This is a genomic window from Pelagerythrobacter marinus (assembly GCF_009827515.1).
In the GTDB taxonomy this organism is placed as follows: Bacteria; Pseudomonadota; Alphaproteobacteria; order Sphingomonadales; family Sphingomonadaceae; genus Pelagerythrobacter; species Pelagerythrobacter marinus.
This window is the reverse complement of sequence record NZ_WTYO01000001.1, coordinates 226,478-252,831: the sequence shown is the minus strand read 5'-3', so window position 1 is coordinate 252,831 and position 26,354 is coordinate 226,478. Positions and strand designations below refer to the sequence as shown.

Sequence of the window (26,354 nt, the reverse complement as noted above, 5' to 3'; positions counted from 1 at the left end):
GAGCGGTTTCTCCCGTCAGTGAAAATCGCGCGAGCGGGGGAGGATGCGCACGTTGCGGGGGTGCTGCGGGTGGACGAATTCGTCCGCGCGCGAGAGTTGCGTCGTGGCCTGGTGAGCTTCCGACAGGCGCGCGAGCTCTGCCGTGCGGTCGTGCATGCGGCTGGCCATCAGGTGGATCACCCCTTCCCGGCTTTTCTGCAATTCGCCTTCCACCAGCATCAGGCGCGCGGCCATTACCTCGCGCCGGAACCGTTCGAACAGGCGGGCCCAGATCACGATATTGGCTATGCCGCCTTCGTCTTCGAGCGTGGCGAAGATGGCGTTCCCCTTGCCGGGGCGCTGGCGCACCAGCACGACGCCGGCCACTTTCGCGCGGGCCCCGTTGCGGCAATCGGCCAGGGCCGCGCATGGCAGGGCCCCTTCGCGGTCGAACACCGGACGCAGGAATGCCATCGGGTGGCCTTTCAGCGAGAGGCGGGTGGTCTGGTAATCGGCCGCGACTTCTTCCGACAGGGGCATGGCCGGCAGGGCGGCAGGCGGCTCTTCCCCCAGTTCGCGCGCACGGGCCGCCGCGAACAGGGGCAATTCGTCGGGCGGCATGCGCCGCGCCTCCCACAAGGCCTCGCGCCGGTCGAGGCCGATGGATCCCAGTGCATCGGCATCGGCTAGCAGGCGCAATGCGCGTTGCGGCAGGCATGTCTTGCGCGCCAGCTCCTCCATGTCGGCACAGGGGGCGGCGCGGACGATCGCCCGGGCCCATTCCTCGCGCAGGCCGGTGACCTGCCGCAGCCCCAGGCGCAGCGCGAACGCCCCGCCGGGGGCCGGTTCCAGCGTGCAGTCCCAGTCGCTGTGGTTGATATCGACCGGGCGCACTTCGACCCCGTGTTCGCGCGCGTCGCGCACGATCTGGGCCGGGGCATAGAATCCCATCGGCTGCGAATTGAGCAGCGCGGCCGCGAAGGCGGCGGGATAGCGGCACTTGATATAGGCGGACACCCAGACGAGACGGGCGAAAGCCAGCGCGTGGCTTTCGGGAAAGCCGTAGCTGCCGAACCCCTCGATCTGGCGGAAACAGCGGTGGGCGAAATCGCGCTGGTAACCGCGCGCGACCATGCCTTCGACCAGCTTGCTTTCGAAGTTCTCCATCGTTCCCAGGTTGCGGAACGTGGCCATCGCCCGGCGCAGCTTGTTCGCTTCGGACGGGGTGAACCCGGCCGCGACGATGGCCAGCTTCATCGCCTGTTCCTGGAACAGCGGCACGCCGTTGGTCCGCCCCAGCAGCCCGCGCAGTTCATTCGGGTCGTGCGGCGGGGCGGGGGAAGGATATTCGACTTTCTCGATCCCCTGGCGGCGGCGCAGGTAGGGGTGGACCATGTCCCCCTGGATCGGGCCGGGGCGCACGATCGCCACCTGGATCACCAGGTCGTAGAATTCCTTCGGTCGCAGCCGGGGCAGCATGTTCATCTGCGCCCGGCTTTCGACCTGGAACACGCCGATGCTGTCGCCGCGCCGGAGCATGGCGAAGACATCGGGCGCATCGCCGGGCACGCTGTCGAGCCGGTATTGCCGGCCGACATGGGTTTCGATCAGGGCGAAGGCCTTGCGGATGCAGGTCAGCATGCCCAGCGCCAGGACATCGACCTTCATCAGGCCGAGCGCGTCGATATCGTCCTTGTCCCATTCGATGAACGTGCGGTCTTCCATCGCCGCGTTGTGGATCGGCACCGTCTCGTCCAGCCGGTCCTGCGTCAGCACGAAGCCGCCGACGTGCTGCGACAGGTGCCGCGGGAAGTGCAGTATCCGCTCCACGAAGGCATTGACCCGCGCGATCGCCGGGTTGTCCGGGTCCAGCCCCGCCTCGGCACAGCGCTGTCGGTCGTAGGTGGAGGCGTAGCTGCCCCAGACCGTGCTCGCGAGGCGCGCGGTAACGTCCTCGCTCAGGCCCAGGGCCTTGCCCACTTCACGCGCGGCGCTGCGCGGGCGGTAATGGATCACCGTGGCCGCGATCCCCGCCCGGTGCCGCCCGTAACGCTTGTAGATATACTGCATGACCTCTTCGCGCCGTTCGTGCTCGAAATCGACATCGATATCGGGCGGCTCCTTGCGTTCGGGCGAAATGAAGCGGGAAAAGAGCAGGTTGTGCTCCGCCGGATCGACCGCGGTTATGCCGAGCACGAAACAGACCGCCGAATTGGCCGCCGACCCGCGCCCCTGGCACAGGATCCCCTCGCCTTGCGCGAAGCGGACGATGTCGTGCACGGTCAGGAAATAGGGCGCGTAGCGGGCGGCCGCGATAATGCCCAGTTCCTCGTTCAGCAGGGCCTCCAGCCTTGCCGGCACCCCTTCGGGCCAGCGGGCGCGCGCCTCGGTCCAGACGAGTTCCTCGAGCCATTCCTGCGGGGTGAAACCGGGCGGCACCGGCTCGTGCGGATATTCATATCGCAACTGGTCGAGCGTGAAATCCACCCCGGCGGCAAAGTCCTGCGTCGCCGCGAGCGCCTCGGGCGCGGCGGAAAAGAGGCGTGCCATTTCCTCCGCCGGCTTGAGATGCCGTTCCGCGTTGACGGCAAGCCGGCGCCCGGCCGCCTGCACGGTCGTCTTCTCGCGGATCGCGGTCATCACGTCGTGCAGCGGCCGCGCTCCCGGATCGGCATAGAGCGCATCGTTGAGCGCGATCAGGGGCACGCCGGTGCGGGCGGACTGTTCGCGCAGGCCGGCCAGGCGGCGTGCGTCGCGGCCCCGGCGCAGCATGGTCGCGCCCAGCCAGACCCGCTGCGGGGCCGCGGCCGCCAGCCGCCCCAGCAAGGCGTCGCCCGCCGGGGGCAGGACGATGAGCTGCAGGTCTTCGAGGAAGGCGAACAGGTCCGCCTCGTACAATAGGCAGGCGCCTTTCGCGGCCCGCAGGTTGCCGGTGGTCAGCAGGCGCGTCAGCCGCCCCCAGCCGCGGCGCGAAACGGGATAGGCCACGATATCCGGCGTCTCGTCCGCGAAGACCAGGCGGGCCCCCACCAGCAGGCGGAAGGGGGGGAGCGCCACCCCTTCCTCCCCCGCCTTTTCGAACGCGTCGCGCAAGGCGACATGGGCGCGCACGACCCCGGCCACGGTGTTGCGATCGGCAATGCCGATACCCGCATGACCCAGTTCGAGGGCGCGGGCGACCATGTCCGAAGGCGGGCTGGCCCCGCGCAGGAAGGAAAAATTCGTCGCCGCCGCCAGCTCGACATAGGAAGGCCGCGGGCCGGTCATGCGAACAGGCCGTGCAGGTACCACTGCGGATGGTCGCTCTCGCTGGCGTAGAGACCGTGACGGAACAGCCAGAATCGCTGCCCCATCTCGTCCTCCACCCGATAGTAATCGCGGGTCGGGCCGCGTCCTTCCGGGTGTTTCCACCACGGGTAGGCGATCCGTTCGGGCCCCTCGTGCCGCACCACGCGATGATGCTTTCCGCGCCAGACGAAGCGGCGCGGGGGACCATCGGGCACTTCGGCCACGACCCCCACCGGCCGGGGCGGATCGTAGAGGAACAGCGGCCGCAACGGCGGTTCGCCGGGTTCCGGCCGGGGCCAGGCGGCCGGACCGCTTTCGGGCGGCACGGGGCGGGCCGCATATTCGGGCAGGTGCTCGTCGCGCGGGTGGAAGCGGCGGATGCGGTCGGGGCCGAAGCGGACCGCCAGCCGGTCGAGCAAGGGGGCGAGGTCGGGCTGCGCCTCGCCCCCTTCTCCGCAGGCGAGGTCGCGCTGCTCGTTCTCCAGCCGCTCGGCCAGGGGCACGGCCATGCGCGCCATGTCGTAACCGAACCCCGGGTCGAGCGGGTCGGACAGCGATTCCAGGCGTTCGGAGAACAGCCGGCGGATCGCCGGCGGATCGCGCAAGGGGCGGCCGCAGGCTACCGCCAGGCGGGCGACGTGGCCATCGGTGCGGAACAGGGCGACGTCGAACCGGCGCCCCCCTTCCCCGCGCCGGGCAAGCACGCTTTCGAGGCGCTGCGCCAGCCCCTCGATCACGTCGAGCAGCGGCGCCACGCTCGCCAGCGGTTCGGCAAAGCGGCGTTCGGCACGGATCGCCCCTGCCGGCCGGTGGGGCGTGATCCGCCGGTCTTCCTCCCCCAGCAGGCGCGCCAGCCGCACGGGCAGTTCCCGGCCGAAGCGCGCGGCCAGCGGTGCGCGGGGCCGGGCCGCGAGCGCGCCGATCGTGCGCAGGCCTGCGCGGCGCAGCGCCAGGTCGGCTTCCGCGCCCAGGGCCAGCGCGGCGACGGGAAGATCCGCCAGTTCATCCATGCCGAAACGGGCGAGGGCCAGCGCGGCATCGGGTGTCGGGCCATGGGCCGCCCTGCCCCCCAGGCCCATCCGGGCAAGATGCGCGAGGGCATCGCGCGCGATCGTTTCGCGCGTCCAGCCCTGGCCTTCGAAACAGCCCGTCAGGTCGAGCACGAGGGCATCTTCCCCGTCGGGGGCCACCATCGGGGTATAGCGTTCGCACGCCTCCACCGCCCGCATCAGCATGGCACCGTCGCCCGCGGGATCGTGGGGGAAGGCCGGCAGGTGCGGCACGAGGGCCCGCGCATCGGCCAGGGCCATGTCCGGGCGCAGCCCCTGGGCCGCCGCTTCCGCCGAAAGCGCGACGATGCGAAGCGCACCCCGGTGCTTGTCGATGATGGCGAAGGCCGTTTCAGGCGGCGCGACGCGCCCGGCGATCCTCCGCTCTGCCGGCAGGAACGGCAGGTGGATCGCCATATATCGGCGTTCGGAAGACAGCTTGTTCACGGTTCCATTCCAGTTGCACGTGGAGGCCTTCCGCCCCTCCGCGCTGGCGCAGCAGTTGCAGGTCGAAGACCGGGTGCCCCGGGGCATTGGCAGGCAGGGCGCGCGAGGGGGCGGCCGATACCTGCCAGCGGGTGTGCGCCGCGCTGGGCACGGGCCGGGCATCGCCCCGCACGATCAGCGCCATCGTTCCGCTGCGTTCCGCGGCCAGGGCCAGCCGGCGCGAGGCGGTAAGATCGAGCGCCCGGCAGCGTCCGCGCAGTTCCAGCACCACGGCCCCCGCCCCGCCATGCCGGAGGCTTTCCACCCCTGCCACCAGCAGGTCGGCCGGGTCTGCCAGTTCCAGCAGCAGGAGAGCGGCCGGATCGATTCCCAGTTCGGCCAGGCCGGGCGCATGGGGCCCGTCCTTTCGCCGGCCGCCGCGGGCCCGCAACCACATGAGCGAACGGCCCTGGCCGCAATTGCGCATGCCGGCCAGCAGGGCCAGCGCCATTGCCGGCCCCGGCGGGCTGCCGGACGGGGCATAGAATTCATGCAGGCCGTCGCGCCGCAGGCCGCCTTTCAGCCAGCGATCCACCTCTGGCACATCGAGCCCGATCACGCCGCGGCCTTTCGGCACGGGCGCGGACAGGGCCCTGGAGCCCAGGCGCAGGATCGGCGAATCGGTCATATGTTCCCATTATGTTCTTATTCACCGGATATGCAAGGCAGGGTGAGCCAGGACATATCCTCTTCTCTCACGGGGGCATCGGCAGGTAACTGTTCCGAAAACGGAGAGGAGCGCCAATTTTAATTGCGCGATTATAAATCGCTGATAGCTTCTCCAATGAAGAAATTGAGATCAATAACTAACTTAAGTTAGTCCGCAAGACTAACGCGTACCCGTATTGTCTCAATTCTAGTAACGAATCCCGGCGTAGAGGGAGTCGACAATGCCAGCAGAGCTTTACGACAAGTCATCCGGCGAGGTTCGGATAGTCGAACTGGACGCCATAAACCTGGATGGCCCTGCTGTCGTAAAGCTACCGCTCGAGCGCGAGGATCTCGTCGGCGCCACGCGCGAGGGGAACGATCTCGTCCTGCGTCTCGCCAATGGCGAGGAAATCCGGATCGCCGACTTCTACGCCTTCGCCGAAGACGCCAGCGAGATCGTCCTGCAGGAGGCGGACGGATCGCTCTGGCTCGTCGAGCCGGACACGATCCTTGCCTATGAACCGCTCGGCCAGGTCGACGATCTTACGCAGCTGGCCGCCGGATCGACCGGCGGGGGCGGCGGGACCGGCGCCCTCCTGCCGATCACCGGCCTCCTCGGCGCCGCCGGCCTCGCCGCGGCAGCAGCCGGCGGTGGTGGTGGTGGTGGTGGTGGTGGTGGCGGCGACGACACCGATGCAGATGCCGACGCAGATGCGGACGCTGACGCTGACGCCGATGCGGACGCTGATGCCGATGCGGACGCCGACGCAGATGCGGACGCGGACGCTGACGCCGACGCGGACGCAGATGCGGACGCCGACGCAGATGCCGATGCCGACGCTGACGCCGACGCGGACGCAGATGCGGACGCGGACGCCGATGCAGACGCTGACGCCGACGCCGACGCGGATGCAGACGCTGATGCTGACGCAGATGCGGACGCAGACGCGGACGCTGATGCAGACGCTGACGCAGACGCTGACACCGATGCGGATGCCGACGCGGACGCGGACGCGGACGCTGATGCAGACGCAGACGCTGATGCCGACGCAGACGCTGACGCCGATGCTGATGCGGATGCAGACGCGGATGCGGACGCTGACGCAGATGCGGATGCAGACGCGGACGCCGACGCAGATGCCGATGCGGATGCAGACGCTGATGCTGATGCAGACGCTGACGCAGACGCCGATGCGGATGCCGACGCGGACGCGGATGCCGACGCGGATGCGGACGCCGATGCAGATGCGGATGCCGACGCTGACGCCGATGCAGACGCAGACGCAGACGCTGATGCGGATGCAGATGCCGACGCGGACGCCGACGCTGACGCCGATGCGGACGCCGACGCTGACGCAGATGCGGACGCAGACGCGGACGCTGATGCAGACGCTGACGCAGACGCTGACACCGATGCGGATGCCGACGCGGACGCGGACGCGGACGCTGATGCTGACGCAGATGCCGATGCAGACGCTGATGCGGACGCTGACGCCGACGCTGACGCCGATGCGGATGCAGACGCTGATGCTGATGCAGACGCTGACGCCGATGCGGATGCGGACGCGGATGCCGACGCGGACGCGGACGCTGATGCAGACGCAGACGCTGATGCAGACGCAGACGCGGATGCCGACGCAGACGCTGACGCCGATGCTGATGCGGATGCCGACGCAGACGCTGACGCCGATGCTGATGCGGATGCAGACGCGGATGCGGACGCTGACGCAGATGCGGATGCAGACGCGGACGCAGATGCCGATGCCGACGCAGATGCAGACGCGGATGCGGACGCTGACGCCGATGCGGATGCAGACGCTGATGCTGATGCAGACGCTGACGCAGACGCTGACGCAGATGCTGACGCAGACGCCGATGCGGACGCAGACGCGGACGCTGATGCCGACGCAGATGCTGATGCAGATGCCGATGCAGACGCAGACGCGGATGCCGACGCAGACGCTGATGCCGATGCAGACGCTGACGCCGTGAACGACACGGCGAGCGTGGAATTCGACATGTCGGTCGCGACCACGACCGACAGCGACAGCACCTCCTACGTCCTGGCCGTCGGGACGTTCAGCGAAACCTACGCCTTCGCCGTCGCCGGGGGCACCCAGGTCGACACGACCTTCACCCTGACGGCAGACAGCATCGCGACCGTGCTCAGCGACGTCGAGTTCACGCTTCAGCGCGAGCGGCCCGACGGTTCGTTCGAAGATGTCGCGAGCACTTCGGGCGGCGGGCTACTCGACCTGCTGACGCTCGACATCCTGGCCGACAACCAGGTGCGCGTCAGCGCCGACGACCTGGCGCCGGGCAACTACCGGGTGGTTTACGAAGGGGGCGGCCTGCTCTCGGCCGGCATCACCCTCACCCTCGATGCGGAGTTCCGCACGACCACGGCGGACGGCGACCCGGTGACCGGTAATGTCCTGGCCAACGATGTCAACGTCTCGGGCAGCGAGACGCTGGAGATCGACACCGGCGGCGGGACGTTCGTGACCGTCACCGACGGGCTCGTTGTCGCCGGAACTTACGGCACGCTGGTGATCAATGCCGACGGCAGTTACACCTATACGCCCAGCGACGATGCCAACGGCGTGGGCGAGACCGAGGTCTTCACCTACCGCCTCGTCAATGCCGACGGCAGCAGCGATAGCGCGACCCTGACGATCGAGCTGGTCGCGGCCGATACGACCCCGCCCGATGCGCCCACTGCCGACGTCGACGATGCCACCGGCACCACGGTGACCGGCACGGCGGAGGCGGGCGCGACGATCACCGTCTACGCGCCCGATGGCATCACCGTCCTCGGCACGGGCACGGCCGATGCGAGCGGCAACTACAGCGTCACCATCCCCGCCCAGACCAACGGCGAGGACCTGCTGGTCACGGCGACCGATGCAGCCGGCAACGAATCCACCCCGACGATGGCCGAGGCGCCCGACCTGACGCCGCCCGATGCGCCCACTGCTAACGTCGACGATGCCACCGGCACCACAGTGACCGGCACGGCGGAGGCGGGCGCGACGATCACCGTCTATGCGCCCGATGGCATCACCGTCCTCGGCACGGGCACGGCCAATGCGGGCGGCAGCTACAGCGTCACCATCCCCGCCCAGACCAACGGCGAGGATCTGCTGGTCACCGCGACCGATGCCGCCGGCAACGAATCGGGCACCACCCCGGTGCAAGCGCCCGACCTGACGCCGCCCGATGCGCCGACCGCCGATGTCGACGATGCCACCGGCACCACGGTGACCGGCACGGCGGAGGCGGGCGCGACGATCACCGTCCATGCACCCGACGGCATTACCGTCCTGGGCACGGGCACGGCCGATGCGGGCGGCAGCTATAGCGTCACCATCCCCGCCCAGACCGACGGCGAACTGCTCCAGGTCACGGCGACCGATGCCGCGGGCAACGTCTCCGCCGCGACCACGGCGACGGCGCCCGACCTGCTCGTCGCGGTGGACAACGAGGCAACCCTGTTCCTCGACGTGACGCCCGAAACGTCGGACCAGCCGCTGCAGAGCGCCACGGTGGGAGCCCTGCTCGATCTCGGCGTGGCAGGCGATACCGTCGATGTCTCCGTGCTGGGCGGGTCGAATTTCCTCACTTTCGCCGTCTCGGAGAACGCCACACGGCAGGTCAGCGTCGACGGCGAAGGCGCTGCGCTCCTGGATCTCAGCCTGTTCGGAGATTCGGACTTCGACCTCGTCGTCTACCGCGTGGAAGACGGCAGCAGCACGGGAACCCGGGTCTATACCGCCACGGACTGGCTCGTCGGGAGCGGAGGGATACTGGGCGCCAACTGGACCGCAGCCGAACTCGCCCTGCCCGAGTTCAGCGGCGGCGCGACATACTACGTCACGATCGGCAATGCCGGCGGCCTGCTCGATGCTTCGCTGCTCAACGACCTGTCAATCAGGTCCACTTCGGACCAGATCACCGAATACGAGCCGCCGGCCACGGTCAGCGGAACGGTCGCGGGCAACGTCATCCTCGACGCAGGGATCGGCGGCACCGACGTGGCCCCGGCCGGAACCGTCGTTTCGGAAGTCAACGGCACGGCGATTGCCGCCGGGGGCACCGCGATCGTGGGCACATACGGAACGCTGACGGTCAATCCCGACGGCAGCTATTCCTACGTGGCCGACACGAGCTTCACCGGCGCTTACGGCGACACCGACAGCTTCCTCTACACGCTCGTGTCCCCGGGCGGCGACACCGAGACGGCGACCCTGACCGTGACGCTCGACTTCGCGGGCCCGCCGGACGGCGCGGCAGCGTTCGCGGCGTCGAGCGCGATGGAGCCGGATGTCGTGCCGCTGGGCGACTTCGGCCTGATGGACGCCGGGCTCGACGGTTCGGTCGGATCGCCGATGCCGGGATCGTTCGAGATGTCGAGCGAGCTCACGATGGAAGACAACGGCAGCCTGGCAACGATCCTCGATCGCTACTTGCTCGAGATCGGAGAGGAAGCGGCACCCCGCATCGCGGCCGGCGAGGATAACGGTAGCGCGACCGGCGGGGCCGACGCGGGGGCCGGCACGGGAGGGGCCACCGATCCCCTGGGTTACCTCGACACCAGGCTCGACGACGACCTCGAGAACGGCGGATTTTCGGCAGTATAGGGAGCAGGCCTCTGACAGCGCGATCCAGGACACGTGTCCATCCCCGGCGGCGCCTTCGCCACAGATCGAGAGAGGGTGCGTGATCCGCGGAAGAACCTGGTCCACATCCGGATGGTTTTCGGCCGCCGCCCTGGCCTGCACGCTCGGGGTGTCCCCCGTTCTTGCAGCTTCTTCCCCGGACGAGCCCGGGGCTCTCACCATCGAAGCGGCCGCGCGAGAGGCCGTGGCCTGGCATCCCTCGGTCGAGGAGGCGGAGGCCGACCTTGCCGCCCGCGCCGAGGAGATCGACGTCGCCCGCGCCGGGTACCGGCCGAGCGTGGAAGCGGGCATAGGCAGCGGCTACGACAGTTTCGGCCCCAGCCGGTGGCGCCCGCGGGCCAACTTGTCGGTGACCCAGATGGTCCACGATTTCGGCAAGGTCCGCAGCGCCGTTTCCGCTGCGCGGGCCGGCACCCGGGCGGGCGAGGCGCGCCTGCTGATCGCCGTCGACGCCCTGGTGCGCGACACCGCCTACGCGGTGATCGAGCTGTAGCGCGCGGCCGCCCTGCTCGCCATCGCGCTGGAGCAGCGCGAAAGCGTGCGCAGCATCAGCCGGCTGGTGCAATTGCGCTTCGAACGCGGCGCCGCGACCAAGGCAGACCTGCTGCAGGCCGACGCGCGGGTCCATTCCGCCCAGGCCACGATCGAACAGATCGAGGCGCAGCGCGAACGCTGGCAGACCACCCTCGCCCACCTGCTCGGCCGCGACCGCGCCCCGCCCGTCTCGCGCGGGTTTCCCCCCGCCCTCGCCCAGGCCTGCCGGCGCGGCGCCCCCGACTGGTCGGCGATTCCCGCGATCGACGAAGCGCGCGCCGACCGCGAAAGGGCCCGCGCCGAACTCGCCAGGGCGAAGGCCGAACGGATGCCCACGGTCTCGCTCGCGGTCGGGGGATCGACCGACATCCACGATCCCTTCGGCGATCGCGAGGATTACAATTTCGGGATCACCGTCTCGACCTCGCTCTACAACGGCGGGGCCAACCGGGCGCGGGCGCGCGGTGCCGCCCATGCCCTGGCCGCGGCGGACGCGGCCGAGGCGCGCGTGCGCAACGACGTCAGCCGCCTGCTGGACGAAGCGCGGCGCCAGGTCGCCAGCTTCGACCGGGTGATCGACACGCTCGTCTTCCGCGAGGCGTCGATGCGCGAGACGGGCAAGCTCTATCGCCTGCAATACCTGGAGATGGGCACCAAGACGCTGGTGGACCTGCTCAATGCCGAACAGGAACTGCACCAGGTGCGTTTCGACCTCGCGAATACCAGGCACGACCTGCGCCGCCTCCAGATCGATTGCCTGGTCACCTCGGGCGCGGCGCGCGAGGCCTTCGGCCTCGACCTCGCCGGCCGGCAGGAGACGATCGGATGACCGGCGCGCGCGATCCCGACGGGGCCTTCGACGCCCAGGCCTGGATCGATGCCATGCGCCAGGTCGCGCACCAGTATCGTCTGCAGGTCTCGGCCGAAACCGCCCGGCTGTCGGATCGCTGGCAGAAGGAGGAGGGACGCGAACGCCGCATCCGCACGATCGCGCACCATGCCGGTCTGCAGGTGAGCTTCGCCCGGCCCGGCGCGCAGGCGCTCTCGAGCTGGCGGCTGCCCGTCATCGCCGAGCTGGCCGACGGCACGCTGGCCGTGGTGACGGCGATCGATGCCGAGGGGGTGGCGAGCCTGGCGATGACCGGCGAACGCGGGTTGCAACAGCGCATGACGCGCGACGAACTGGTCGCCGCCAGCACCGTGTTCGTCGTCCCCCGGCCCGCCAGCGCCGTGCCCGATGCGCGGGTGGACACTTATATCCGGCCTTACGAGGAACACTGGCTTCGCCGCATCCTGCTGCGCGACCGGCGGATGTACGGCAGCGTCGTCGTCGCCTCGCTGGTCACCAATTCGCTCGCGCTGGCCGGGGTCCTGTTCTCGATGCAGGTTTACGACCGGGTCGTGCCGGCCGAATCCTTCCCGACGCTCTACGTCCTGTTCGCCGGGGTGATCGGGGCGATCGCCTTCGGCTTCGCGCTGACGCGTCTTCGCACGACGATTATCGACGTGCTGGGCCGCCGGGCGGACCTGCGCATATCGGACCGGGTCTTCGGCCATGCCCTGCGCGTGCGCAATGCCGACCGGCCGGCTTCGACCGGCACGTTCATCGCCCAGCTGCGCGACCTCGAGCAAGTGCGTGAACTGCTGACTTCGACCACGGTCGCCGCGATTGCCGACATCCCGTTCTTCCTCCTGTTCCTGGCCGTGTTCTGGTTCATCGCCGGGCCGCTCGCCCTCGTGCCGCTGTGCGCGATGGCGCTGCTGATCGTGCCCGGCTGGCTCGCCCAGCGGAAGCTGAGGGCCCATGCGACCGAGGCGATGCGCGAATCCTCGCTGCGCAACGCCCTGCTGGTCGAGGCCGTGCAGCGGAGCGAGGATATCAAGACGCTCCAGGCCGAAGAGCCTCTCCAGCGCCGGTGGAACGAATACAACGCCGTCGCCAGCGAAGCCCAGCTGAAGGTCCGCAGCCTGACGGGCGGCCTCACCGCCTGGGCGCAGAACATTCAGAACGCCGTCTATGCCACGATCGTGTTCTTCGGCGCGCCGATGGTGATCGCCGGGGACATGACCACCGGCGCGCTGGTCGGTGCCTCGATCCTGGGTTCGCGGATGATGGGGCCGATCGGCCAGGTCACCCAGGTTCTCAACCGCCTGCAGCAGGCACGCATCGGCATCCAGGGGGTGGACCAGATCATGGCCCTGCCGGTCGATGCGCCCGATGCCGAACAGCGGCTGCAGGCGCCCGCCATCCGCGGCGAGTTCGCCCTGCGCGCGGCCACGTTCGCCGATGGCGAGGATACCGGGCCGCCCGTGCTGACCGTGCCCGAACTGGATATCGGCGCGGGCGAGAAAGTGGCCCTGCTGGGGCGCAACGGGGCCGGCAAGTCCACCCTGCTCCAGGCCCTGTCCGGCCTCCTGCCCCCCGTTTCGGGGGAGGTGCTGGTCGATGGCCTCGCCCTTCACCAGGTCGATCCGGCCGACGTGCGCCGCGATATCGGCCTGCTGGGCCAGAACAGCCGCCTGTTTCACGGCACCTTGCGCGACAACCTGACGCTGGGCGCGCCCGACCCCAGCGACGCGGAGATCGCGGCCGCGCTCGACATGGTGGGGGCCGGCGATTTCGTCCGGCGCACCCAGGCGGGCCTCGATTACGTGGTCCAGGAAGGCGGCGCGGGCCTCTCGGGCGGGCAGACCCAGGCCCTGCTGCTCGCGCGCCTGTTGCTGCGCGAACCCTCGGTCGTCCTGCTCGACGAACCGACCGCGGCGATGGACGAGGCGGCGGAACGACACTTCATCGAACGCTTCGGCCGCTGGAGCCGCAACCGCACGGTCGTGATCGCGACGCACCGGATGCGCGCGCTCGAGCTGGTGGACCGGATCGTCGTGCTGCACAACGGGCTGATCACGCTGGACCAGCCGAAACAGGCCGCGCTTACCCGGATGACCGGCCCGGGCGGGGCGAAGGGGAAAGCGGCATGAGCGCGCTTGCGGCCACCGACGACGACTGGCTCTTCGGCGAAGCGGGCGATCCGCGCCTGCAGCTGTCGAACCGGCTGGTCTGGACGCTGTGCAGCCTGTTCGCCGCGATCGTCGCCTGGGCGTGGTTCGCGACGCTGGACGAAGTGGCGACCGGCAGCGGGCGCGTCGTCCCGACGATGCGCGAACAGGTGATCGAATCGCTGGAAGGCGGCATCCTCGCCCGCCTGCACGTGAAGCAGGACGATATCGTCGAGGCCGGCCAGGTCCTGGCCCAGCTCGACCCTACGCAGGCCAGTTCCACTTTCGAGGAGAGCGCGGCCAAGTATCGCGCCGCCCTGGCCGCTTCGGCCCGTCTCGAGGCCGAAGTCGGCCGCGGCGCGCTGACCTTCCCGGCCGAGCTCGACGATTTCCCCGACCTGAAACGGGCGGAGCGCCGCCTTTACGACACGCGCCGCGCCAGCCTGAACGAATCGATCCGCCTGATCGACCAGTCGATCGCCCTGATCCGGCGCGAGGTCGCGATCGGGGAATCGCTGATCGAGGTCGGCGCGGCCAGCAATGTCGAGGTGATCCGCCTGCGCCGGCAATTGTCGGAACTGGAACTGAAGAAGGCGGACTTGCGATCGCAATACCTGGTCGAGGCGCGCCAGCAGCTGGCCAAGGCGAACGAGGAGGTCGAGGCGCTGGCGCCGATCGTGCGCGGCCGGTCGGACACGCTGGAACGGCTCACCTTGCGTTCCCCGGTCAAGGGCATCGTCAAGAGCATCCAGGTTTCGACCGTCGGCGGCGTGGTTCCGCCGAACGGGCGGCTGATGGAAATCATCCCGCTGGAAGACCAGCTGATGATCGAGGCGCGCATGTCCCCGCGCGACATCGCCTTCATCCATCCGGGGCAGCGCGCGACGGTGAAAGTCACCGCCTACGACTATTCCATCTACGGCGGGCTGGACGGCGAGGTGGCGACGATCTCGCCCGATACGATCCGCGACGAGGTCAACCCGGAGATCCACTATTACCGCGTGTTCATCCGCACCAGCGCCAATGCCCTCGTCAACGATGCGGGGGAACGGTTCCCGATCGGGCCCGGCATGATCACCACGGTGGACATCCACACGGGGCAGAAAACGGTGCTGCAATACCTGATGAAACCGATCAACCGTGCGCGGGAGGCCTTGCGCGAGCGATGAAGACCGACCTGTCCAGCCGCCTCGACCGCTTGCGCGCCGCCGCGCCGGCCATTGCCCCGGTGCAGGTGGAAGGGGCGCGGCTGGTCGTCCTGTTCTTCTCCTTCACCGATGGTTCGCGGCGCGCCGAGACGATCACCGCCACCGGGGCCACGCTGGACGAGGCCTGGGCGGCCGGGTCCGCGCAAGTCGCCGCCGCCGGGGCCGGGCACGACTGGCTGCGCGTGGACTGGGTCGACGCGGTCGAGCGGCGCACCTGGGCGGAGCTGAAAGCGGCCCTGCCCAATATCAAGCGGAACTATTTCCGTCTGGGCATCGCGCTCGACCCGCAGTTCCGCCATGCCTTCCTCGAAACCGAGCTCAACGCCAATGCCATGCTCTACGGCGGCAACCGCCAGCCCGGCGGGACGTTGAACGCAGCGAATTTCCGCCGCTACGCCGCGCTGCGGCACGGCCTCGAAGCGGTCGCCTTCGCCGAGGCGGAGCCGGTCTGGCTGTTCACCACGCGCGGCCTGTTCGCCGGCGACGACGGGAAGGTCCATCCGCTGAGCGGCGCCGGGCTGGATGCCGGGCGCCGGACCGTCGGGGAACTGTCGCCGGAAAACGTCGGCGAGCTGATCGCGGCGGGCAGCCGGTACCTTGCCACGCAAGTGGCCGACGACGGCAGGTTCCACTACGGCTGGCACCCGTGCTTCGACCGCCCGATCCGCGCCTATAACGCGCTGCGCCACGCGAGCACCGTCTATGCCATGCTCGAAGCCTGGGAAGTCACCGGTGGCGAGAGGCTGGGACAGGCGATCGACCGCGCGCGCGGCTTCCTCGTGCGCGAGCTGATACGGCCCGGCAGGGCGGCCGGCGGAGAGGAGGCAGCCTTCCTCCTCGACGTCGGCAACGAGATCAAGCTGGGCGGCAACGCGGTCGCGATCCTCGCCCTGCTCAAGCACCACGAATTGACGGGAGACGCCGGAAGCCTCGCGCTGGCCTGCCGGCTCGGCCGCGGCATATTGCACATGCAGGACGGCGCGACGGGCAGTTTCAGCCATGTCCTCGCCTATCCATCGCTGGCCGAGAAAGAGCGTTTCCGCATCATCTATTACGATGGCGAGGCGGCGTTTGCGCTGATGCGCCTTCACGCCGCCACCGGCGAAGCGCGCTGGCTGGAGGCGGTTGAGCGCGCCTTCGAACATTTCATCGGGCAGGAACACTGGAAGGCGCACGATCACTGGCTGGGCTATGCCGTGAACGAACTGACCCGCCACCGTCCGGAAGAACGCTATTACCGCTTCGGCCTGGACAATGTCCGCGATCACCTGGGCTTCGTGCTCGAGCGCATCACGACCTTTCCCACGCTGCTCGAGCTGATGACCGCCGCCGAAAGCATGATCGCGCGGCTGCGGGGCGATCCGTCGCGCCGCCACCTGCTCGATTCGATCGACCTGGGCCGCTTCCACCGCGCGCTCGACCACCGCGCCCGCTACCTGCTCAACGGCCATTTCTGGCCCGAACTGGCGATGTTCTATGCCCGGCCGCGCAAGATCGCGGGCAGCTTCTTCATCCGGCACCACGCCTTCCGCATCCGGATCGACGACGTCGAACACTACCTGTCGGGCCTTGTGGCCTATCGCCGCCTGCTGCTTGCGCGCGCAGGGAAGGACGGGGCGAGGCATCGCCCGCCCGCGACCGAGAGCCGCCACTGGCGCCCCGCCGACCTGACCCGCGCGACCGGCGGCCGCTGGCTCCAGGCGCCGCGCGGCGACTGGTCGGCCAGCGGGCTGTGCATCGCCGCGCCGACGTTCCGCGAAGGCGATATCGTCGCCCTGCGCTCCCCCGAAGGCAAGCCGGGCGGGGTTCCGCAGGCCGCCGCGGCGCAGCTGGCAGGCAAGGCCGCGGCCCTCGTCTGCGACGATCCGGGCCTGCTGCCGAAGGACGGGCCGCCCGCCCTCGTGGTCGAAAGCGCAGGCGACGCCGTGCTCGACCTGGGACGCTACGCCCGCGAGCGGATGCAGGGCAAGGTGATCGGGGTAACCGGCAGCGCGGGCAAGACCAGCACCGTCGCCATGCTCGCGCACGTGCTCGAGGCGTTCGGCCCGGTCGGGCGCACGCGGCACAACGCCAACCTGCCGCACGGCATCGCCTGGAACCTGGCCTCGATCCCGTGGGACACGCCCCACGCCGTGCTGGAGCTCGCGATCGGGCGGATGGCGCAGAATTCGCGCCTGGCGCGGCCCGACGTCGCGATCTTCACCAATGTCCTGCCCGCCCACCTCGAGTTCCACCGCGACCTGGCGACGATCGCCCGGCGCAAGAGCGCGATCTTTTCCGGCATGAGCCCCGGCGGGGTCGCGGTGCTCAATCGCGACATGGCCGAATGGGAACGGGTCCACCTGGCCGCGCGCGGCCGGGGCCTGCAAGTCATCCACTTCGGAACGTCGGAGGACTGCGACGTCCGGCTGATCGACCACGATCCGGCGACCGGCCGGGCCCGGGCCGAAGTGCGCGGGCAGGCGGTAACGTTCACCCTCGGCGCTTCGGGCCGGCACATGGCGATCAACGCGCTGGCCGTCGTGGCCACGCTGGTCGCGCTCGACCGGCCGCTGGCCGCCGCCTTGCCGCAACTCGCCTCGTTCCATGCGCTCGCAGGGCGCGGACGCGAATTTGCAGCCCGGATCAACGGGGGCGAAGTCCTCGTTCTCGACGAGGCTTACAACGCCAATCCCGGATCGATGGAGGCCGCGCTATCGCTCCTCGCCTCCAAGCGGCAGGCGCGGCGGCGGATCGCGGTGCTCGGCGAAATGGCCGAGCTGGGACCGGATGCCGCGCGCTATCACACCGCGCTCAGCGAACGGATCGCCGCCGCGCCGATCGACAAGGTCTTCGCACTGGGCCCGCTCTACGACGAGTTCTGGGCTCGCCTGCCGGAAAGCTGCAAGGCGGCCCATCCGCAAACGCTCGACGAACTGAAAAACGGTCTTCTTCGGGAACTGAACGCGGGGGACGCCGTTCTCGTCAAGGGGTCGCACAGCACTTGTTTGCACAAGATCGTGAACGAACTCCGTCTTGATACTTCATGAAGTAAATAAGTCCCAAAACTTAATCTGCGTTAATACTTTATTGGGATACGGGGTTCAAATTCACGACATGGCTGAGATAGACATCAAATCCACTCTTCGTCATGATGTTTCTGTTTCCCCGACCGCCCGCCGAACGCTACGATCGCTGTCGGGCGCCGGGCGGGAGCAGCCGCCGATCGACGGCGAACTGCTGGAGCTGGCCCGCCGGATCATGAAGGCGCGCAGCCGGATCGGCGACTTCGTTCCCCACAACCTGTTGAAGGACTGGGCCTGGGACATCCTTTTCGAGCTCTTCGTGAACGGAGAGGAAGGCGGGATCGTCTACGTCAAGCACCTGATGCTCAGCTGCAATACCACGCCCACGTCCGCCATGCGGATCATCGACCGGCTCGACGATGCGAACCTGCTCCGGCGCGAAGTGGACGAGTTGGATCACCGCAGGGTGATCGTCAGTCTTACGCCGCACGGCCGCAAGTTCATCCTGGCGCTGCTCGAGACCATCGGCGAGCGGGACGAGGAAGAAAGCGGCCACCGGGGGAGCCTGGCCCCGCGCCCCTACCGCCCGCGGGGTTGACCGGCCGGGGCAAGTCCCGGCCCGGCGCCGGGAGCGCGCCTGCGGAGAATTCTTTCGGAACGGCCGGCGGCCCTCCGGTTTCCTCTAGGTAATCGGGATTTCGCAACGGAGCGCGCCGATGGCTGAGACGGTATCCGAAATACCTGCGATCGCTGCCCTGCCCTACCCCTGGGACGCGCTTGCCCTCGCGGCAGGCGCATCGCTGGTCGCGCTGGGGCTGCACTGGCTGGCCTTCCGCATGATGCGACGGCTCGCGCGGCGCAGCGACAGCGGATCGGACGACGTCCTGCTGCGCAAGCTGGCCCAGCCGACCCGCGTCGCGGTGGTCGCGCTGGCGCTGATCGTCGTCGCGCGCGAGTTTTCGCGACTGGAGCAGGTGTGGCAGAAAGTCGCCAGCTTCGTGATGCCGGCCCTCGTCGGCTGGATCGCCTTCGCCATACTCCACGCCCTCGTCGAAACGATGAAGATGCGGGCGGACATCGACGTCGCCGACAATCTCGCCGCCCGCCGCCGGCGGACCAAGCTGACGATGTTCAGCCGGATCGCGACGTTCGTGATCGTGTTCATCACCGTCGGCCTGATCCTGCTTTCGATCCCCGGCATCCGCGAGATCGGGGTGACGCTGATCGCCTCGGCCGGGCTGGCCGGCCTGGCGGTCGGCGCCGCGGCCCAGCCGGCGCTGAAATCGCTGATCGCCGGCGTCCAGATGGCCCTGACCGAGCCGATCAATATCGACGACGTGGTGATCGTCGACGGCGAGTGGGGACGGATCGAGGAAATCCGCACGACATATGTCGTGGTGAAGATCTGGGACGAGCGCCGGCTGATCGTGCCCACCTCGCATTTCCTGGAGGAAACCTTCCAGAACTGGACCAAGAAGACCGCCCAGCTTCTCGGCACGGTGGTCCTCTATCTCGATCCGGCCGCCAGGATCGGCCCGATCCGCGCCGAGTTCGAACGCCAGATCAAGGCCAACGAGCGGTGGGACGGGCGGGTCCAGGTCGCACAGGTGACCGAGACCCACCGCGACGCGATCGAACTGCGCCTGCTGATGAGCGCGGCGGATTCGGGCACCTTGTTCGACCTGCGGTGCGACATTCGCGAGGGGATGCTCGAATGGATCGCAGGCAACTGCCCCGGCGCCTTCGCCCGCCTGCGACTGGCCGGCGGCGACCCGATCGAGCTCGAACTCGCCCGCCGCAGCGCGGCCTGACCGGCCGCCCCCCGCACGCGTGGCGCCGAACAAGGTTGCGCCGGACGCGGCCTCGCGGCGCGCGTCCGGCGCCCCGCGGGCCGTTTGAGGCGGCCCGCGGCTCAGGAGCCGTCAACTCGCGCGGGCGCGGACCATGATCGTGCGGCTGTCGACCCGGACCGGCTCCAGCCCTTCCTCGCGCAGGAGGCGATCGAGCGCCTGCTCCACGGTCATGCGTCCGCGAACGGGCTGCGCCATCGCCCGGTCGATACGCGGGTCGTTATAGACGATGTTGAGCCCGGACGCGCGCGCGATGGCGCGCAGCGTGGTTTCCATGCGGCCGCGCGGGATGTCGAACTCCAGCGCGGTGTGCAAACGCGGCAGGGCGGTATTGGCCGCGACCCTGGCCGGTCGCCTGTCGTCGGCGGGCGCGGCGGCGCGGGGCCCCTGGGCCACCGGCTCGCAGCGATCGTCGGCCGGGTCGCAAGCCCCCTCGCCATAGCCGGTCACCCGGACTTCGATGATCGAGGGCGTCGTCGCCGCATTGCTGCGCCGCACCGCCTCCAGCGTTTCCTTCAGCGCGGCGCCGCCCTGCAGCGCCTTGGCCCCGGCATCGTCGACGTCGAGCGAGGTCGGCGGCGCGGCCGGCGTTTCGGGAAGCCCCGTGGTGCGCCCGATGACGTCGATGTTGTCGGCACCGAGGATCTCGATCGCGAAGACGTTGAGATTGCCCGCCACCCGGATCCCCGCATCGCCGGCATCGATGATGCCGTGATTGGCCACCAGGTCGATGTCGGCCGGCGCGACCCCCGCGGTGGTGGCCAGCGTGCCGATCCCGGCCCCGGTCGGCAGCCCTGCGGGCGAACGCGTGAGGTTCGCGATATCGTCCACCGCGCGGTCGTAATAAGGCGGGCTGAGCGAGGTCTTCGCGCCGTTCCCCGCGGCGATGTTGCCGTAGGACGACCACATCATGATATTGCCGCCCTGGGTCGTGAGCACGCGCGACTGGTTCACGTCGGTATCGCCGTGGGTGAGGATGTTCACCTCGCCGCCGCCTTGGGTGACGACACCGGCGCGCAGGGCATCGCCCTGGATGTTGCCCTCCGACGGCTGGCCGGTCTGTTCCGCGCTGGCGGCGGCACTGGCCAGCCGGAAGAAACCGCCGGGCACGACGACCGAGACGTTTCCGCCATTGTTCGACAGGACGCGGCTGGCGAAAGTTTCGAAATTGCCTTCCCAGCGCCCCTCGCCTTCGGCAGCCTCTTTCTCCGCCCCGGGATAGAGCGTGCCGATGGCGGTATAGCCACGCCCCACCGACCCCTGCCGCTCGCTGTCGGGATCGTTCGCCTCGCGGCTGGCCGTACGCAGTTCGAGGAACAGGACCGAGCGGTAGAAGGGTGCCTTATAAACGGTGTCCAGCCCTTCCCAATATTCGAGCGCTTCGGGCAGATATTCGCGCTGTTCGCTTGCGCTTTCCAGCGGGGCAAGGCCCTGAAGCCCGCGCACGTAGTTGACCAGTCCCTCGCGCCGTTCGGGCACGAAGAAAGCCCCGTCCAGTCCCTGTTCCGTCGCTTCGGCGGCGGAATAGCGGGGGACGAGCGCATCGAACGGCGTTTCCTTACCCGCCGGCAACCGCACCCAGTAATCCCAGGCCTGGTCAAGGTAAGCCTGCTGCGCCGCCTCGTCTGCAAGCGGCTCCAGGCCCTGGAGCGAACGGACATAGTTGACGAAGCCGCCGGCGAGGCCGCCGTCGACCAGTTCCACGCCCGAGCCGTTGCCGCGGGCATAGAAACGATCGAACAGGTAGATCGGCAACTGCTCCCCATCGCCCGCCTCGGCGAGCAGGTAGTCTTCCATCGCGCCGATGTTGGCCGGATCGAAATAGGCGGATTCGAAATCCGCGTAGGCGGGCTGTTCGTTGTAGCCGACGCTGATCGCGATGTCGGCCGCCTTCATGTTCGGATCCAGCGGAACGTTGACGTAGCCGCCGAACCCGCCTCGCGCGACGTCGTAGAGGATATCGGTCGTGATCCCTTCGGAATTGCTCGGGATCCACAAGTCGCCCCCGGCCTCGATCTCGAGCGCACCGGGCCCGCGAACGTGGAGCTGGCTGCCGTAGCCGAGATAGATATCGCCGGTCTCGTGGAAGGTGCCGAAGTAAATCCCGCCGCCCGCGGTCACCTGGCTGACATCGCCCGGATTGTTGTGCTGGACGATGGCATTGGGGAAATAGACATCCCCGCCCGCCTTCATCCACAACTGCTCGGTCGAGGTGATCCCGCCGATGGTGACCAGATCGCCTTCCGCGGCGTAGATCCGGCTGGGCACCAGGTCGCCTTCGTGCAGCATCAGGTGGCGTTCGTCCAGGAGGCCGTAGATGTCCTGGTAGGCCGGGGGCACGACGTCGCGCCCGCGCTTGCGCGAGGGGGCGCAGGGGGAACGCCGCCGGGCGGGCTGGACCATCGCGCCAGAACCGTTACCAATAGACGCGAGGATGGGAGGAACACGATGAAACATGCCCTGGCCGCCGGCCTGATTGCCCTGGCGACGCCGGCTTTCGCGGCACCGGCTTTCGCTGCCCCGGATCTCGCTTCACGGGGCGAGACCGATAGCGAGGCAGAAGCCGCCGCGCCCAAGCCGGCGGCGGTCGTGGCCGACGGCATCCCGCCCGTCCCGCAGGAACTGGTCGAGGCGACCCGTCCCTATTTCGAATACCGCACGGCCAGCTTCTCCGAATGGGACCCGGAAACGCGGGCCATGTTCGTCGCGACCCGGTTCGGCGACACGACCCAGCTCCACCGCGTGGCCGCGCCCGGGGCGGCGCGTTCGCAGCTCACTTTCGAAGCGGAGCCGATCCGCGGCGTCTCGGTCTCCCCGGGGGCCGGCGACGTCAAGCTGGTTTCCAAGGACATCGGCGGCAACGAGTTCTACCAGATCTATCGCCTCGTGGACGGCCGGCTGGAGCTGCTGACCGACGGCACGAGCCGCAACGGACTGGGCGCGTGGATGGACGACGGGTCGATGGTCGCCTTCAGCTCGACCCGGCGCAACGGGCGCGACACCGATCTTTACCTGATGGACCCGCGCGACCCGTCCACCACGCGGATGCTCGCGCAGCGCGAGGGCGGCGGCTGGTTCGTCGCCGACTTCACCCCCGATGGCGGGACCGCGCTGGTCGGCAACTATATCTCGGTCACCGAGATGGAGCTTTACGAGGTGGACGTCGCCAGCGGCGCGATCGAGCGACTGACGCCCGAAGGCACGCCGGTCGCCTTCAGCGGATTGCAATATGCGCCCGACGGCCGTCTCTGGGTGGCGAGCGACCGCGGGGCCGAGTTCAAGCGCCTCGGCATCTTCGACCGCGAAACCGCCCGGTTCGAACCCCTGGTGGAGGAACCCTGGGACATCGTCGGCTTCGACATTTCGGAAGACGGCGGGACCATCGCCTACGAGGTCAACGCCGCCGGGCAGTCGCAGCTGAAGCTCTACGACGTCCCCACCGGCGAGGTGCGCGAGGTTGCCCTGCCCCCCGGGACCGTCGGCGGGATCGAGTTCGCGCCCTGGGGGGAACTGGGCTTCACCCTCGTCTCCAACCGCGGCGCGGCCGATGCCTACAGCGTCGATCCGGCCACGCTGGAGCTGACCCGCTGGACCGCCAGCGAGATGGGCGGGCTCGACCCCGAGGCGAACGTCCTGCCGAGCCTGGTCGAGATCGAGAGCTTCGACGGCGAGGCGATGTCCGGCTTCCTCTACATGCCCGACCCGGCCCGCCATCCGGGGCCGCGGCCCTTGCTGGTCAATATCCACGGGGGGCCCGAAGGCCAGTCCACCGCCACTTTCCTGGGGCGGAACAACTACCTGATCAACGAGCTGGGCATCGCGATATTCTATCCCAACGTGCGCGGATCGACCGGCTTCGGCAAGCGGTTCGTCGGCCTCGACAACGGCCCCTTCCGGCGCGAGGATTCGGTGCGCGACATCGGCGCCTTCCTCGATCGGCTGGAGCAGGACCCGCGGATCGACGCGCAGCGCATCGGCGTGACCGGCGGATCGTATGGCGGGTACATGTGCTATGCCAGCGCGATCGCCTATGGCGACCGGCTGCGGGGCGCGAACTGCATCGTCGCGATTTCCGATTTCGTGACGTTCCTCGAGAACACGCAGGATTACCGGCGCGACCTTCGCCGGGTCGAATATGGCGACGAGCGCGATCCGCGGCAGCGCGCCAAGCTGAAGGAAATCAGCCCGCTGACGCGCGCCGACCAGATCCGCATCCCCCTGATGGTGGCAACCGGGGCGAACGACCCGCGCGTGCCGGCGTCGGAGGCCGACCAGATCATCGCCGCCGTGCGCGCCAACGGGCGCGAGGCCTGGCATTTCCTCGCGCAGAACGAGGGGCATGGTTTCGCGAAGAAGGAAAACGCCGATTACTTCCTGTGGTCGAGCATCCTGTTCTGGCAGCGCCACCTGCTCGACTGAACGCGCGCCCGGATGCCCGTGAAACCGAAGATGAAAGGACCAGGCACCATGTCGATGGGCAAGTTCGTCGCGGGGTTCGCCCTGTTCACCCTGCCGATGGCGGCGCTGGCGCAGGAAGGCGACGCGCCGGCCCAGGCACGCGAAGACGCGGCCTCGCAGGCCGCCGCGCCCCTGTCCGGCGCGGCGATGGGCAGCGAGCGGACGGGGCCGGAACGGCGCTTCACCGGGGAAGACCTGTTCGATATCGCGATCGCTGCCGATCCGCAGATCAGCCCCGACGGGCGCCATATCGCCTATGTCCGGCGGGCCAACGACATCATGACCGATCGCGCGGTCAGCGCGATCTGGCTGATCGACACCCGGACCGGGCGCGAAACCCCGCTCGCCGGGCGCGCCGGCGATGCCTTCAGCCCGCGCTGGTCGCCCGATGGCCGGCGCATCGCCTATGCCTCGACCGAAGGCGGCGGCGCGCAACTGTGGGTCCAGTGGCTGGACGGGGGCGAGGCAGTGCGCCTGACCGGCCTGCCGACCAGCCCGTCGCACATCGCCTGGTCGCCCGACGGGCAATCGATCGCCTATACGATGCTGGTCAAGGACAGCGGCCCCAGCCTCGGCGCGGCCCCCGCCAACCGGCCCGAGGGCGCCGAATGGGCGGAACCGCTCGAGATCCACGACCTGCTGACCTATCGCGCCGACGGCCAGGGCTATGTCGAACCCGGGTTCGAGAAGATCTTCCTCGTGCCCGCGACCGGCGGCGCGCCGCGCCAGCTGACGTTCGGCCGCTACCACGACAGCGGCCCGCTGAGCTGGTCGCCCGACGGCGCGACGATCTATTTCGGCGCCAATCGCCGCCCCGACTGGGAAGACGACCCGCTGGAAAGCGAGATCCACGCGCTCGACGTCGCGAGCGGGGCGATCACCCGCCTGACGGATCGCAACGGGCCCGATCACTCCCCCGCCGTTTCGCCCGACGGGGGAAAGATCGCCTATCTCGGGTTCGACGACGCGCTGCGCGCTTACGAGGATAACGACCTCTACGTGATGAACCGCGACGGCTCGGGCCGGCGCAACCTGACGGCGGACTGGGGCTACAGCCCGGCAGGCATCGCCTGGGACGCGGACGGGCGCGCGATCTACGCGCAGTACGACATAAGCGGCGAGACGCGCGTCGCGCGGATCGGCCTCGACGGTTCGGTCCGCGACGTCGTGCACGGCCTGTCCGGCGGGGGGCTCGACCGGCCCTATACCGGCGGCAGCTTCTCGGTGGCCGATAACGACGCGATCGCCTTCACCGGCGGCACCGCGACCCGTCCGGCCGAAGTCCAGCTCCACCGCGGGGGCGAGGCGCGCATCCTGACCGATCTCAACCGGTCGCTGAGGGCGGTGAAGACGTTCGGCGAGGTGCGGCGCATCGCCACCCGGTCGAGCCACGACGGGATCGAGATCGAAGGCTGGCTGACCCTGCCGCCCGGCTATGTCGAGGGGCAGCGCGTGCCGCTGATCCTGGAAATTCACGGCGGACCGTTCGCGGCCTACGGCCCGCATTTCGCAACCGACAACCAGCTCTATGCCGCGGCCGGATACGCTGTGCTCTCGGCCAATCCGCGCGGTTCCACCAGCTACGGGGAGGACTTCGCCAACCTGATCGACAAGGCTTACCCCGGCAACGACTATCACGACCTCATGTCGATCGTGGACCGCGCGATCGCGCTGGGGATCGCCGATCCCGATCGCCTGTTCGTGACCGGCGGTTCGGGCGGCGGCGTGCTGACCAGCTGGATCGTCGGCAAGACGAACAGGTTCAAGGCCGCGGCGACGCAGAAACCGGTCATCAACTGGACCACCCAGGCCCTGACCGCGGACGGGCCGGCCTTCTTCGGGCGGTACTGGCTCGGCGCGCAGCCGTGGGAAGACCCGGAAACCTACTGGCGGCTGTCACCCCTGTCGCTGGTGGGTGAGGTCGAGACCCCGACGCTGGTCGTCGTCGGCAGCGAGGATTACCGCACCCCGGTCAGCGAGTCGGAGCAGTACTATACCGCCCTGCGCCTGCGCGGGGTGCCGACCGCGCTGGTCAAGGTGCCCGGCGCGAGCCACGGGGGCATTGCCGCCCGTCCTTCGCAATCGGCGGCCAAGGCCTCGGCCATCCTCGCCTGGTTCGAACGCCACGCCCAGGGCTGGTCGCGCGAAGACGCCGCGCAGGCGCCGTGAG

The 26,354-nt window shown here is 69.1% G+C and carries 15 protein-coding genes and 1 pseudogene; 12 read left to right on the top strand and 4 right to left on the bottom strand.

Features of this window, described 5'->3' with window-relative positions:
- Nucleotides 1-15 precede the first annotated feature (15 nt).
- Genes GRI72_RS01105 through GRI72_RS01095 form a run of 3 tightly spaced genes read right to left on the bottom strand, consistent with a single transcriptional unit; the run spans nt 16 to nt 5,430 of the window.
- Complete coding sequence (locus GRI72_RS01105; protein ID WP_160732088.1) at nt 16-3,246, bottom strand: error-prone DNA polymerase; 3,231 nt, start codon at nt 3,244-3,246, stop codon at nt 16-18.
- The gene (locus tag GRI72_RS01100; protein WP_337191103.1) at nt 3,243-4,763 is read right to left on the bottom strand and encodes a Y-family DNA polymerase; all 1,521 of its coding nucleotides are present in this window, start codon (nt 4,761-4,763) and stop codon (nt 3,243-3,245) included. The genes GRI72_RS01105 and GRI72_RS01100 overlap by 4 nt, the downstream gene beginning before the upstream one ends.
- Nucleotides 4,669-5,430, bottom strand: coding sequence for an ImuA family protein (locus GRI72_RS01095; RefSeq protein ID WP_160732087.1), 762 nt, complete (start codon nt 5,428-5,430; stop codon nt 4,669-4,671). The genes GRI72_RS01100 and GRI72_RS01095 overlap by 95 nt, the downstream gene beginning before the upstream one ends.
- Nucleotides 5,431-5,692: 262 nt before the next feature.
- Between GRI72_RS01095 and GRI72_RS14980 the strand changes: the two are divergent.
- The 10 genes and pseudogenes from GRI72_RS14980 to GRI72_RS01055 form a co-directional block, all read left to right on the top strand.
- Nucleotides 5,693-6,013, top strand: a pseudogene (locus tag GRI72_RS14980) (BapA/Bap/LapF family prefix-like domain-containing protein); the annotation flags it as partial.
- 115 nt (nt 6,014-6,128) lie between these two features.
- Nucleotides 6,129-7,445, top strand: coding sequence for a hypothetical protein (locus tag GRI72_RS14670; RefSeq protein WP_237486663.1), 1,317 nt, complete (start codon nt 6,129-6,131; stop codon nt 7,443-7,445).
- Entirely contained in the window at nt 7,442-10,093 is a 2,652-nt protein-coding gene (locus GRI72_RS14665) for an Ig-like domain-containing protein (RefSeq protein WP_337191102.1), read from the top strand. The genes GRI72_RS14670 and GRI72_RS14665 overlap by 4 nt, the downstream gene beginning before the upstream one ends.
- Nucleotides 10,094-10,316: 223 nt before the next feature.
- Nucleotides 10,317-10,625: a TolC family protein gene (locus tag GRI72_RS15045; RefSeq protein WP_160732085.1), complete on the top strand. Its 309-nt coding sequence runs from the start codon at nt 10,317-10,319 to the stop codon at nt 10,623-10,625.
- 45 nt (nt 10,626-10,670) lie between these two features.
- On the top strand, nt 10,671-11,495 hold the full coding sequence (locus tag GRI72_RS14655) for a TolC family protein (protein WP_160732084.1): 825 nt from the start codon (nt 10,671-10,673) through the stop codon (nt 11,493-11,495).
- Nucleotides 11,492-13,645: a type I secretion system permease/ATPase gene (locus GRI72_RS01075; RefSeq protein ID WP_160732083.1), complete on the top strand. Its 2,154-nt coding sequence runs from the start codon at nt 11,492-11,494 to the stop codon at nt 13,643-13,645. The genes GRI72_RS14655 and GRI72_RS01075 overlap by 4 nt, the downstream gene beginning before the upstream one ends.
- Nucleotides 13,642-14,832 carry an HlyD family type I secretion periplasmic adaptor subunit gene (locus GRI72_RS01070; protein ID WP_160732082.1) on the top strand — a complete coding sequence of 397 codons (1,191 nt, stop codon included), beginning with the start codon at nt 13,642-13,644 and terminating at the stop codon, nt 14,830-14,832. The genes GRI72_RS01075 and GRI72_RS01070 overlap by 4 nt, the downstream gene beginning before the upstream one ends.
- Nucleotides 14,829-17,900 (top strand): Mur ligase family protein, encoded by a 3,072-nt coding sequence (locus GRI72_RS01065; RefSeq protein WP_160732081.1) that lies wholly within the window; start codon nt 14,829-14,831, stop codon nt 17,898-17,900. The genes GRI72_RS01070 and GRI72_RS01065 overlap by 4 nt, the downstream gene beginning before the upstream one ends.
- 67 nt (nt 17,901-17,967) lie before the next feature.
- Complete coding sequence (locus tag GRI72_RS01060) at nt 17,968-18,474, top strand: MarR family winged helix-turn-helix transcriptional regulator (RefSeq protein ID WP_160732080.1); 507 nt, start codon at nt 17,968-17,970, stop codon at nt 18,472-18,474.
- Between the two features lie 118 nt (nt 18,475-18,592).
- A complete protein-coding gene (locus GRI72_RS01055; RefSeq protein ID WP_160732079.1) occupies nt 18,593-19,687 on the top strand; it encodes a mechanosensitive ion channel family protein in 1,095 nt (364 codons plus the stop codon).
- Between the two features lie 111 nt (nt 19,688-19,798).
- Here the strand turns inward: GRI72_RS01055 and GRI72_RS01050 are convergent, their stop codons facing one another.
- Nucleotides 19,799-22,129, bottom strand: coding sequence for a filamentous haemagglutinin family protein (locus GRI72_RS01050; protein WP_160732078.1), 2,331 nt, complete (start codon nt 22,127-22,129; stop codon nt 19,799-19,801).
- 45 nt (nt 22,130-22,174) lie between these two features.
- Between GRI72_RS01050 and GRI72_RS01045 the strand changes: the two genes are divergently transcribed.
- Nucleotides 22,175-24,145 (top strand): S9 family peptidase, encoded by a 1,971-nt coding sequence (locus GRI72_RS01045; RefSeq protein WP_160732077.1) that lies wholly within the window; start codon nt 22,175-22,177, stop codon nt 24,143-24,145.
- 96 nt (nt 24,146-24,241) lie between these two features.
- On the top strand, nt 24,242-26,353 hold the full coding sequence (locus GRI72_RS01040; protein ID WP_160732592.1) for a S9 family peptidase: 2,112 nt from the start codon (nt 24,242-24,244) through the stop codon (nt 26,351-26,353).
- Nucleotide 26,354 lies beyond the last annotated feature (1 nt).

What these genes read in the sequence shown, in the direction of transcription:
- GRI72_RS01070 (WP_160732082.1), top strand. Translation starts at nt 13,642, where the DNA reads ATGAGCGCGCTTGCGGCCACCGACGACGACTGGCTCTTCGGCGAAGCG.
- GRI72_RS01075 (WP_160732083.1), top strand. Translation starts at nt 11,492, where the DNA reads ATGACCGGCGCGCGCGATCCCGACGGGGCCTTCGACGCCCAGGCCTGG.
- GRI72_RS01095 (WP_160732087.1), bottom strand. Translation starts at nt 5,430, where the DNA reads ATGACCGATTCGCCGATCCTGCGCCTGGGCTCCAGGGCCCTGTCCGCG.
- GRI72_RS01105 (WP_160732088.1), bottom strand. Translation starts at nt 3,246, where the DNA reads ATGACCGGCCCGCGGCCTTCCTATGTCGAGCTGGCGGCGGCGACGAAT.
- GRI72_RS01050 (WP_160732078.1), bottom strand. Translation starts at nt 22,129, where the DNA reads ATGGTCCAGCCCGCCCGGCGGCGTTCCCCCTGCGCCCCCTCGCGCAAG.
- GRI72_RS01065 (WP_160732081.1), top strand. Translation starts at nt 14,829, where the DNA reads ATGAAGACCGACCTGTCCAGCCGCCTCGACCGCTTGCGCGCCGCCGCG.
- GRI72_RS01040 (WP_160732592.1), top strand. Translation starts at nt 24,242, where the DNA reads ATGGCGGCGCTGGCGCAGGAAGGCGACGCGCCGGCCCAGGCACGCGAA.
- GRI72_RS01060 (WP_160732080.1), top strand. Translation starts at nt 17,968, where the DNA reads ATGGCTGAGATAGACATCAAATCCACTCTTCGTCATGATGTTTCTGTT.
- GRI72_RS01045 (WP_160732077.1), top strand. Translation starts at nt 22,175, where the DNA reads ATGAAACATGCCCTGGCCGCCGGCCTGATTGCCCTGGCGACGCCGGCT.
- GRI72_RS01055 (WP_160732079.1), top strand. Translation starts at nt 18,593, where the DNA reads ATGGCTGAGACGGTATCCGAAATACCTGCGATCGCTGCCCTGCCCTAC.